Source organism: Curtobacterium sp. B18 (assembly GCF_000333375.1).
Classification (GTDB): Bacteria; Actinomycetota; Actinomycetes; order Actinomycetales; family Microbacteriaceae; genus Curtobacterium.
In genome coordinates this window covers 1-10,619 of record NZ_BACZ01000143.1, presented here as the reverse complement: position 1 = coordinate 10,619, position 10,619 = coordinate 1, and the positions used below count along the sequence as shown (strand labels likewise).

At 73.2% G+C, this 10,619-nt stretch carries 11 protein-coding genes and 1 pseudogene; 5 read left to right on the top strand and 7 right to left on the bottom strand.

Features of this window, described 5'->3' with window-relative positions; all coding sequences use genetic code 11:
- Positions 1–251 (top strand): annotated as a pseudogene (locus I5E_RS03950) (SDR family NAD(P)-dependent oxidoreductase); the annotation flags it as partial.
- A 120-nt stretch (positions 252–371) separates the two neighbouring features.
- Here the strand turns inward: I5E_RS03950 and I5E_RS03945 are convergent.
- The gene (locus tag I5E_RS03945; RefSeq protein WP_022905848.1) at positions 372–557 is read right to left on the bottom strand and encodes a hypothetical protein; all 186 of its coding nucleotides are present in this window, start codon (positions 555–557) and stop codon (positions 372–374) included.
- Between the two features lie 62 nt (positions 558–619).
- Positions 620–1,585 carry a DNA-3-methyladenine glycosylase family protein gene (locus tag I5E_RS03940; RefSeq protein ID WP_441294320.1) on the bottom strand — a complete coding sequence of 322 codons (966 nt, stop codon included), beginning with the start codon at positions 1,583–1,585 and terminating at the stop codon, positions 620–622.
- A 126-nt stretch (positions 1,586–1,711) separates the two neighbouring features.
- Here I5E_RS03940 and I5E_RS03935 point away from each other — a divergent pair, with 126 nt between their 5' ends.
- The 4 genes from I5E_RS03935 (at position 1,712) to I5E_RS03920 (ending at position 5,508) form a co-directional block, all read left to right on the top strand.
- The gene (locus I5E_RS03935) at positions 1,712–2,740 is read left to right on the top strand and encodes a 6-phosphofructokinase (protein WP_031261459.1); all 1,029 of its coding nucleotides are present in this window, start codon (positions 1,712–1,714) and stop codon (positions 2,738–2,740) included.
- Positions 2,741–2,926: 186 nt separating this feature from the next.
- A complete protein-coding gene (locus tag I5E_RS03930; RefSeq protein WP_022905845.1) occupies positions 2,927–3,904 on the top strand; it encodes an MDR family oxidoreductase in 978 nt (325 codons plus the stop codon).
- Between the two features lie 124 nt (positions 3,905–4,028).
- Positions 4,029–4,694: a GntR family transcriptional regulator gene (locus I5E_RS03925; protein WP_022905844.1), complete on the top strand. Its 666-nt coding sequence runs from the start codon at positions 4,029–4,031 to the stop codon at positions 4,692–4,694.
- A 22-nt stretch (positions 4,695–4,716) separates the two neighbouring features.
- Positions 4,717–5,508, top strand: coding sequence for an ABC transporter ATP-binding protein (locus I5E_RS03920; RefSeq protein ID WP_022905843.1), 792 nt, complete (start codon positions 4,717–4,719; stop codon positions 5,506–5,508).
- Positions 5,509–5,517: 9 nt separating this feature from the next.
- Here I5E_RS03920 and hemL read toward each other — a convergent pair whose 3' ends face one another.
- The 5 genes from hemL to I5E_RS03895 all read right to left on the bottom strand — a co-directional run.
- Entirely contained in the window at positions 5,518–6,849 is a 1,332-nt protein-coding gene (hemL, locus tag I5E_RS03915; protein WP_022905842.1) for a glutamate-1-semialdehyde 2,1-aminomutase, read from the bottom strand.
- Positions 6,846–7,841, bottom strand: coding sequence for a porphobilinogen synthase (gene hemB, locus I5E_RS03910; protein ID WP_022905841.1), 996 nt, complete (start codon positions 7,839–7,841; stop codon positions 6,846–6,848). Before hemB ends, hemL begins: the two co-directional genes overlap by 4 nt.
- On the bottom strand, positions 7,838–8,623 hold the full coding sequence (locus tag I5E_RS03905) for a uroporphyrinogen-III synthase (RefSeq protein ID WP_022905840.1): 786 nt from the start codon (positions 8,621–8,623) through the stop codon (positions 7,838–7,840). Before I5E_RS03905 ends, hemB begins: the two co-directional genes overlap by 4 nt.
- Before the next feature lie 54 nt (positions 8,624–8,677).
- Positions 8,678–9,718 carry a hydroxymethylbilane synthase gene (gene hemC, locus I5E_RS03900; protein ID WP_022905839.1) on the bottom strand — a complete coding sequence of 347 codons (1,041 nt, stop codon included), beginning with the start codon at positions 9,716–9,718 and terminating at the stop codon, positions 8,678–8,680.
- Positions 9,715–10,619 (bottom strand): ferrochelatase (locus I5E_RS03895; protein ID WP_022905838.1); only part of this gene is annotated, 905 nt, incomplete at its 5' end. The genes hemC and I5E_RS03895, both read right to left, overlap by 4 nt.

Sequence of the window (10,619 nt, the reverse complement as noted above, 5' to 3'; positions counted from 1 at the left end):
GCGCCGACGTCCTCGTGACCGACGACGAACCGTCGCGGCTCGCCTTCGTGTACGCGTTCCTCGCGGCCGAGCTCGGTGTGCCGGTGCCGCCGCGGGCCGCCGCCGAGGAGGGGACCGTCGGACGGCAGGGCGCCGGCGACAAGCGCCTGTCGAACGGCCTGCTGCGCGGGACCGGCTGGGTGCCGCGGTACCCGACGTTCCGAGAGGGCTACCGCGCCGTGCTCGGAGGGGACGGCGCGCGGCACGCCTGACGCGGCGCGCGGCACGCGGCGCGCGCACGCCACACGCCTGACGCGCAGGGCGGGCAGGGGGTCGGGGCGGCACCGTCCGGCACCGCCCCGCCGCCGGGTCAGCCGACCTCGGCGCGTCGATCAGTGCTCGTCGTAGTGGTCCTCGTGACGGGCGTGACGGTGTCCGTCGTGCACGAAGTCGACGTGGTCGCCGTGCTCGACGGTCTCGTGCTCACCGCCGTCCTGCTCGTGGTCGTGCTCGGCGACGTCGTGCTCGGCGACGCGGTGCTCGTCGTCCGCGGCGGGGCTGGGGGTGGTGTCGGTCATGGTTCCTCCTTGTGAGATCGGTTCTCAACAGGAGGATACGGCCGGACGCGCCCGTTGTCCGCTCAGTGGTGCCGGTGGTCCTGGATCGTCAGGCGCGGCCCGAACGACGGCTTCCGGAACCCCGACCCGCCGATGAGCCGGACGACCCGCTCCCGGTGTCCCCGCCACGGTTCGAGCAGCTCGAGCATCCCGTCGTCGTCCACCGGTCCCCCGGTCAACGCCCACCCGACGAGCGCCGGCACGTGGAAGTCCCCCACGCTCGGCGAGTCCGGGTCACCGTGGGCGCGCTGCGCGGTCTCGGCCGCCGTCCACTTCCCGATGCCGGGGACCGACTGCAGTCGGCTGGCGACGACGGCGCCGCCCCGGCCGAGCGCGAGGGTGCGTTCGAGCGCCGGCGCCACACGGACCGCGCGCATCACCGTGGCGGAACGGCCGGGTTCGATGCCGGCGCGGTGCCACTCCCAGCTCGGGATCGCTCCCCACCCGGCGGCGGTCGGCGGGACGGCCATGTCCGCCGGGGCCGGTCCGGGCGCGGGCGTCCCGTACCGCCGGACGAGGTACCGCCAGGCACGCCAGGCCTGCCGCGAGGTGACCTTCTGCTCCATGATCGCCGGGACGAGGGCCGCCATCACGGTGTTGGTGCGGAGCAGGCGGAGGCCCGGTTGCCGGTGCCGGGCGTCGACGAGGAACGGGTGCGACGAGACGTCGAGCTCGGACCAGTCGTCCCCACGTCCGAGCAGTTCGGGCGCGTGCGTGACCGCCCAGGCGGCGCCGTCGCCCCACGCCGAGACCGCGATGGCGTCCGAGCCCGTGCGGCGCACGAGCACCGAGGCCGGTCCCTCCGGCGTGCGGAGCGCGAGCCACGTGTCGGCGCCGACCACGCGGAAGGCGGGGTCGCCGGAGCCGCGCTGCAGGGGCCGGAGGGTCGCGCGGACGTCCACCGCGCCTCCTGGCCGGTAGACGGTGTCGACCCGTGGGACGGCAGACACGTCGGAGCCAGCACGCGACACGGCCCCGCCGACCCGCACCGCGGCGTCACCGGTGCCACCGGCGGCGGAGGACGGAACGGCGAGGGACACACGCAGGATGGTAATGCGGAACCACCGTCAGTCATGATGGGCGTGTCCCACTGCACCCCGACGACGGAGTTCCCCATGCGCATCGGCATCCTCACCTCCGGAGGCGACTGCCCCGGCCTGAACGCGGTCATCCGCGCGATCGTGCTGAAGGGCATCGCGATCTACGGACACGAGTTCGTGGGCTTCCGCGACGGATGGCGTGGCGTGGTGGACGGCGACATCGTCCCGCTCGGCCGCAAGGACATCCAGGGCATCGCGAAGCAGGGCGGCACGATCCTCGGCACGAGCCGGACGAACCCCTTCGAGGGCCCGAACGGCGGCGTCGAGAACATCTCGGGGACGCTCGAGCGCCACGGCATCGACGCCATCGTGGCGATCGGCGGCGAGGGCACGCTGGCCGCCGCGAAGCGCCTCACGGACGCCGGGCTGAAGATCGTCGGCGTCCCGAAGACGGTCGACAACGACCTCGGTGCCACCGACTACACGTTCGGCTTCGACACCGCGGTCGCGATCGCCACCGAGGCCATGGACCGCCTCCGCACCACGGGCGAGTCGCACTCCCGCTGCATGGTCGCCGAGGTCATGGGCCGGCACGTCGGCTGGATCGCCCTGCACTCCGGCATGGCCGCCGGTGCGCACGCGATCCTCATCCCCGAGCAGAAGACGAGCATGGAGCAGATCGCCGCGTGGGTCCGGGCGGCCTACGACCGTGGTCGGGCGCCGCTCGTCGTCGTCGCCGAGGGCTTCGTCCCCGACCACGAGGACAACGCGCACACCGAGCGTGGGCTCGATGCGTTCGGGCGACCGCGCCTGGGCGGGATCGGCGAGCGCCTCGCGCCGCTCATCGAGGAGATGACGGGCATCGAGACCCGCGCCACCACGCTCGGCCACATCCAGCGCGGTGGCACGCCCACGGCCTACGACCGGGTGCTCTCGACCCGTCTCGGCCTCGCGGCGATCGACGCGGTGGTCGAGGAGCGCTGGGGCCGCATGGTGGCGCTCCGGGGCACCGACATCGAGCACGTGTCCTTCGAGGAGGCGCTCGGCGAGCTCAAGACCGTGCCGCAGGCCCGGTACGACGAGGCCGCCATCATGTTCGGCTGACGCGGGCCGGGAGCCCGGCGGGGGCGCCGGGCTGGGCTGGGCCGGGGCGCCGGCGGGGGCCGGGGTACCTGGTCGAATCGGGCGTACCCGGCCGTTTCTTTCGACCAGGTACGCCCGAACGCATCAGGCATCGCGGGCGTCCTGGGAAGGAAACAGCGTCCTGGAGGCGCGGGTAGCGTCCGACACGTGACCCGCGCAGTCCTCGTCTCCAGTTCCGCCCCGCCCACCGTCACCGACGTCGACGTCACCGACCCCGCCGACGGCGAGGTCCTGGTCGACGTCACGTACTCGAGCGTCAACTACAAGGACGGGCTGGCGCTGGCCCGGAACCCCGGGGTCGCGCGGGTCGACCCGCTCGTGCCGGGCATCGACGTCGTCGGCACCGTCTCGGCCCTGGGGGCGGGCGTGCAGGACGTCGCGATCGGCGACCGGGTCGTCCTGAACGGCGCCGGACTCGGCGAGACCCGGCACGGCGGCTGGGCCGCACACGCGGTGGTGCCGTCCGGATCGCTCGTCGTGCTGCCGGACACGATCGACGACTCCTTCGCCGCCGCGATCGGCACGGCCGGCTTCACCGCGATGCTCAGCGTCCTCGCACTCGAGCGGTTCGTCGAACCCGGCAGCGGTCCGGTCCTCGTCACCGGCGCATCCGGCGGGGTGGGCACGGTGGCGATCGCCCTGCTCGCCGCCCGCGGTCACCAGGTCACCGCGTCGACGGGCCGCAGCGCGAACGAGGCCTCGCTCCGGGCCCTCGGTGCCACGGACGTGGTCGACCGGGCGACGCTGTCCGACCTCGGCAAGCCGATGCAGCGTGCGACCTGGGCCGGCGCGGTGGACAGCGTGGGCGGTGCGACCCTCGCGAACGTGTTGGCGACCACGAAGTGGGGTGGTGCAGTGACGGCGTGCGGGCTCGCCCAGGACTCCGCACTGCCGACCACCGTGCTGCCGTTCATCCTGCGCGCGGTGTCGCTGCTCGGGATCAACTCGGTCGACGCCCCGCTCGAGCTGCGCCGTCGTGCGTGGGAACGGCTGGCCACCGACCTCGACCCGGCACTCCTCGCCGGGGTCACACGCGTCGTCGGGCTCGAGGAGGCACTCACCGTCGGACCGCAGGTCGTCGCGGGTGCCGTGCACGGGCGCACGGTCGTCGCGGTGGACCGATGACCGAACCGCGGTACGGACGCTCCTGAGGACGCGGAACCGGACCCCGAGCATTCATTAGCAAGCGTTTGCATATTGACACGCTAGGATTTGAGTACGGAACACCTGAGCCTGTGAGGAGCCCGGCATGCCGGTACCCAAGTCAACCGTCGAGAACTCGCCGCGGAAGCTCCTGCGCGACGTCGTCCTCGAGAAGATGCTCGCGGCCATCCAGGACGGCACCCTGCAGCCGGGCGAGCGCCTCAACGACGACGAGCTCGTGCAGTGGCTCGGGGTCAGTCGCACCCCGATCCGCGAAGCCATCGCGAAGCTCGTCGACTACGGCCTGGTCGAGATGGAGGCGAACCGGTACACCCGGGTCGCGACGCCGACGGCCGAGCAGTTCGACGACGCCCTGCAGGTGTTCGCCGGGTTCGCCGAGCTGGCGACCCGCTGGGCCCTCCCGAAGCTCGACGACGCCCAGGCCGCCGAGCTGATTGACATCCTCGAGCAGGTCCGCGAGCACGCCGAGCACGAGGACCGTGCGATGAACGCCGACGTCCAGCACTTCGTCGAGGCGGCGATCCGCGCTGCGGACAACCCGCTGCTCTCGACACTCTCGAACTCGGTCATCCCGCGGGTCCAGTTCGTCGCGCTCGCCGAGGACCGCTTCACGTTCTGGGACGGCAGGTTCTCGGTCGACCCGCTGATCGCCGCGATCCGGAAGCGCGACGGTGACGCTGGCGGCGCCGTCATCCGCACGCTCGGTGTGACCCTGAGCGACCTCCTGCAGCGGCTCCGCGCGAGCCAGTGACCGGGCGGGGCGAGGCCACCGCGTGACCGACGACGACGTCCTCGTCCACGCGACCGGGGTCCGCGTGACCCGGTCCGGCCGCGACCTGTTGCACGACGTCGACCTGACCGTCCGGCGCGGAGAGCACTGGGCGCTCCTCGGGCCGAACGGCGCCGGCAAGTCGACCCTGCTCGCCGTCCTCGGAGCGACCGGTCACCCGAGCGCGGGCACCGTCGAACTCCTCGGACGGCGGCTCGGTCGCGTCGACGTCCGGGAACTCCGCGAACACATCGGGCACGTCGACCCCCGCCACCGGATGCTGTCGCCCCTGACCGTGCTCGAGACCGTGCTGACCGGACTCACCGGCACGACCGACCTCATGATGCGGTGGGAGCCGTCGGCCGCACAGGTCGCCGCGGCCGAGGCCCACGTCGCCGACGTCGGGCTCTCCGCACGACGGGACGCCCGGTGGCCCGTCCTGTCGCAGGGTGAACGCGGACGGACGCTCATCGCACGGGCCCTCATGGCCGAGCCGCGGTTGCTCCTGCTCGACGAACCGGCCACCGGACTCGACGTCGCGGCGCGCGAGCACCTGCTCGAGACCGTGGACGCCCTGCGCCACCGGCACCCCGAGCTCGGCAGCGTGATGGTGACGCACCACCTCGAGGACCTGCCCGCGTCGACCTCGCACGCGATGTTGCTGCGGGACGGGGTCGCGGTCGCACAGGGCACCTCGGACGAGGTCATCACGTCGTCGGCGGTCTCGCACGCCTTCGACTTCCCCCTGGCGATCCTGCGGGCTGAGGGACGCTGGGCCGCACGCCGGGCGTCCTGACCCGACGGGCTACGCGGCCGCGATCGCTGCCGCTTTCGCCGCCGCCGGCAGCGCGTCGAGCACCCGCCCGACGGCACGGTCGTCGTGCGCAGCGGTGACGAACCACGCCTCGAAGACACTCGGCGGCAGGGTGACCCCGGCGTCGAGCATGGCGTGGAAGAACGGCGCGTAGCGGAAGGTCTCCTGCGCCCGCACGTCGTCGTAGTTCCGCGGGGCGACGTCGGTGAACGCGAACGAGAACAGGTTCCCGGCGTGCTGCACCGTGTGGGCCACGCCCTCGGCCGACAGCGCCTCGCTCGTCGCCGTCGCGATGGTCGCCGCCGTGCGGTCGAGCTGCGCGTACACCTCGGGCGTCGCCGCGCGGAGGGTCGCGATCCCGGCCGCGACCGCGAGCGGGTTCCCGGACAGGGTGCCGGCCTGGTAGACGGGGCCGAGCGGTGCGAGGAAGTCCATCACCTCACGCCGGCCACCGAGGGCGGCGAGCGGCATCCCGCCGCCGATGACCTTGCCGAACGTGATGATGTCGGGCTTCCACCCGGCACCGTCCGGCACGACCTTGGACGCCTCGAGCCCCCACCAACCGGCGGATCCGACCCGGAAGCCGGTGAGGACCTCGTCGACGATGAGCAGCGCGCCGTGCGACTGCACGATCTGCGCGAGGGCCCGGTTGAAGCCGCGCTCGGGCGCGAGGACGCCCATGTTCGCCGCGGCCGCCTCGACGATCACGGCGGCGATGCGCTCGGAGTGCTCGTCGAACGCCCGGCGGACCGCGTCGAGGTCGTTGTACGGCAGGACGAGGGTCTGGGCGGCCGTCTCGGCGGTGATGCCGGCGGACCCGGGCATGGCGAGGGTCGCGACACCGGAGCCCGCCTCGGCGAGCAGGGAGTCCGAGTGGCCGTGGTAGTGCCCGGCGAACTTCACGAGCAGGTCACGACCGGTGTAGCCGCGGGCGAGCCGGATCGCGGTCATGGTCGCCTCGGTGCCCGTGGACACCATCCGCAGCTTCTCGATGGGACCGTCGCCGTCCACCGACACCCGCTGCTTCACGAGCTCGGCGAGCTCGGTCTCGCCCGGGGTCGACGCCCCGAAGCTGAGGCCACGGGCGGCCGCCTGCTGCACGGCCTCGACCGTGGCGGGGTGGGCGTGTCCGAGGATCGCCGGCCCCCACGAGGCGACGAGGTCGACGTACTCCCGCCCCTCGGCGTCGGTGACGTAGGCGCCCTTCGCGCTCGTCAGGAAGCGGGGCGTGCCGCCGACCGAGCCGTAGGCGCGCACGGGCGAGTTGACCCCGCCGGGGATGCTGTTCTTCGCACGGCCGAACAGCTGGTCGTTGGTGGTCATCGGGCGGCCTCCTGGTTGAGCGTGCGGGCGATGTCGACCGCGAAGTAGGTGAGGATCGCGTCCGCTCCAGCGCGCTTGATACCGACGAGGGCCTCCATCGCGGCGGCGTCACGATCGATCCAGCCGTTCTGCGCGGCTGCGGTGATCATCGCGTACTCGCCGGAGATCTGGTACGCCCACACCGGCACGGGCGAGGTCGCGGCGGTCTCGGCGAGGACGTCGAGGTAGCTCATCGCCGGCTTCACCATGACGATGTCGGCACCCTCGGCGATGTCCTGCTCGACCTCGCGGAGCCCCTGCCGTCCGTTCGCGGCGTCGATCTGGTAGGTCCGACGGTCGCCGACGAGCGAGGAGTCGACGGCTTCGCGGAAGGGGCCGTAGAACGCGCTGGCGTACTTCGCCGCGTAGGCGAGCAGCGCGGTGCCGCTGTGCCCGGCCGCGTCCAGCGCGTCACGGGCGGCCGCGATCTGGCCGTCCATCATGCCGCTCAGGCACACGAGCTCAGCGCCGGCCTCGGCCTGCACGACGGCCATGTCGCGGTAGCGCTCGAGCGTGGCGTCGTTGTCGACCGATCCGTCGGCGGCCAGCACCCCGCAGTGGCCGTGGTCGGTGAACTCGTCGAGGCACAGGTCGGACTGCACGACGAGCGCGTCGCCGACCTCCTCGCGCGCGATGCGGATCGCCACGTTGAGGATGCCGTCGGGGTCGGTCGCACCGGAGCCCTGCGCGTCCTTCGCGGTCGGCACGCCGAACAGGTTCACGCCGCCGATGCCCTGACCGGCGGCCTCGACGAGCGCACGCCGGAACGAGTCGAGCGAGTGCTGCTGCACGCCCGGCATGCTCGTGATGTCGATCGCCTCGGTCGCCCCCTCGCGGATGAACATCGGCAGCACGAGCTCGGCGGGGTGCAGCCGGGTCTCGGCGACGAGTCGTCGCATCGCGGGCGTGGCGCGGAGTCGACGGGGGCGGACCTGGGGGAAGCGGCCGGTCACGGTGTGCCTTCCTGTTCGGGGGCGGGGTGGTTCAGGCGCTCGACGACGGCGTCGAGCAGGGATTCTGCGGAGCGGTCCGGGGCGACCACGTGCACGGGGAGTCCGGCAGCGCGGGCCTCGGCAGCGGTCCCGGGGCCGATGCACGCCACGAGCGTGCCGGGGGCGAGCGGGACCGTCCGACGAGCGACCTCGCGCGCGACGCTGCCGCTCGTCACGAGCACGACGTCGGGCGGGGATCCGGGGGCGACCGGCTCGTCGCCGGTCCCCACGGTACGGTACGCGACGACGTCGTCCACGTCGATCCCGCGGGCGCGGAGTCCGTCGACGACGGTCGGTGCGGCGAGGTCGGACCGCGGGAAGAGGACGGGGCCCGGGGTGTCTGGGAAGGCGCGGACGAGGGCGGCACCCGAGGCCTCCGGGGGGACGAGGTCGACGACCCATCCCGCAGCACGGGCGGCTCGCGCGGTCGGCTCGCCGACCGCCGCCACCCGCAGGTCGGACGGGAGGCGCGACACGCGTTCCGCGATCTCGCGCACGGCCGTCGCACTGGTCACCACGATCCATGCGTAACCGGCCACGCCGGTCTCGTCTGCGACGGGATCGGGCGATCTGCGCCTCCTGGACCGTGCAGCGGCCTCGAGCCGGTCGACCGCCGCATCGAGCGGAGCCGGGTCGGACGGCGGTTCGTCCGCGATCAGCGGGACGACGAGCGGGTCGAGGCCTCGTTCCCTGGCGGCCGCCGCGACGCGCGCACCCCACGCTCCGCCGCGCGGGACGAGCACGACCGGGGGTCGTGCCGGGTCCGGGACGGGGTCGACGGGCTGCGTGGCGACCGCCTACTCCGCCGGGGTCGCGAGGCCCGGGCCCGCGGTGTGCGGACCGTCGGTCGTGTCCTCGGCGACCGTCGTGGCGAGGTCCGCGAGGTCGGCCGCGCCGTTCTCGAGGAGTTCGGCCGCGACCCGACCACCGAGCGCCAGCGCCTCGTCGAGACGGTCCTGCGCGGAGCCGTCCAGGACCGCCGCGTGCGAGGCGGTCCGGTACTCGGAGCCGTCGGGGCGGTAGACCGTCGCCGAGACGAGCAGCATCTCGGCGTCGACGATCGCGGTCGCGCCGATCGGGGCGGAGCACCCTGCCTCGAGCTTGGCGAGCACCTCGCGCTCGGCCGAGACCGTGAGGCGCGTGGGTGCGTGCTCGATCTTCCGCAGGGCGGCGAGGAGGTTCCGGTCGGTCTCGTCCGCACGGGTCTCGATCGCGAGCGCTCCCTGTCCGGGGGCGGACGGCCAGAAGCCGAGGTCGAGCAGCTCGGTCGCCGCGTCGAGCCGGTCGATGCGGGTCAGGCCGGCCGCTGCGAGGACGACGGCGTCGAGGTCGTCGTCCACCCGACCCAGGCGGGTGTCGATGTTGCCGCGGATGTCCACGACGTCGAGGTCCGGGCGCTTCGCCCTGAGCTGCGCGACGCGGCGCGGTGATCCGGTTCCGACCTTCGCGCCCTCGGGGAGGGACTCGATGGTCGCGGCGTTGCGGGCGACGAGGACGTCGCGGGCGTCGGCGCGCTTCGGGACCGCGGCGATCGTCAGACCCGGGTACGGCGCCGTCGGGAGGTCCTTGAGCGAGTGCACCAGGACGTCGACCTCACCCGCGACGAGGGCTTCGCGGAGCGCACTCGCGAACACCCCGGTCCCGCCGAGGCTCGCGAGCGACGCACGGTTCGTGTCGCCCTCGCTCGTGACCGTGACGAGCTCGACCGGACGACCGGCCGCCGTCGCCAGACGGTCGGCGACGTCCTGCGACTGGGCGACCGCGAGCCGGCTGGCCCGGGTGCCGAGTCGGATCGGGGCGGGGCCGTCGGCACGCGTCGGAGCGGTCGCCTCGGTCACGGAGCGAGTCCGGCCGCGGCCGGCTTGAACCCGGCGCGCACGTTCTCGCAGCACCCCGGACGGCACACGTCGTACCAGGGGCCGAGGTCGGTCTCGTGCGGCCGCTCGCTCGTGGGGGTGCCGTTGACACGCTCGAGCACGAGGTCCACCAGACCCGCGACGTAGGCAGGGTCGACACCCGGGGTCTGCGTCCGGAGCGACCAGAAGCCGAGCTCCTGGGCGGTCTCCGTGGCCTCTTCGTCGAGGTCCCACATGACCTCCATGTGGTCGCTGACGAAGCCGAGCGGGACGATGAGGACGGCACGCGTCGGCCCGCCCTTGAGGTCCTCGTTCATGTAGTCGTTGATGTCGGGCTCGAGCCACGGCTGGGTCGGGGGGCCGGAGCGCGACTGGTAGACGAGCTTCCACGGCGGCGTGCTGGTGCCGCGGAGCGACGCGTGCTCGGGCTGCTCGAGGAGCTCAGCCCACGCCTGGTCGAGGACGACCTGCGCGACGGCGAGGTGCTGGGCCTCGTAGGCGCCGTGCTCGTCGAAGCCGCGGTCGCTCGGACCGGACTTGGCGGCGTCGCTCGACGGGATCGAGTGCGTGGAGAAGAGCACGTGCAGCTCAGTGGCCACGTCGAGGCCCTCGTTCTCGGCGATCGCGCGTGCCATGCCGTCACGGACGCCGTCGACGAACGGTCGGACGAAGCCCGGGTGGTCGAAGAACTGCCGGACCTTGTCGATCTGGATGGTGTCGACGAGCCCGGTCTCGGTCAGCACGCGCGCGTAGTCCTCGCGGTACTGCCGGCACGAGGAGAAGGGACAGTAGGCGCTCGTGGCGATCGCGATGAGCTTCGTGTAGCCCTTGTCGGACCGCTCGGTGAAGGCCTCTTCGAGGTAGGCCGCCCAGTTGCGGTTGC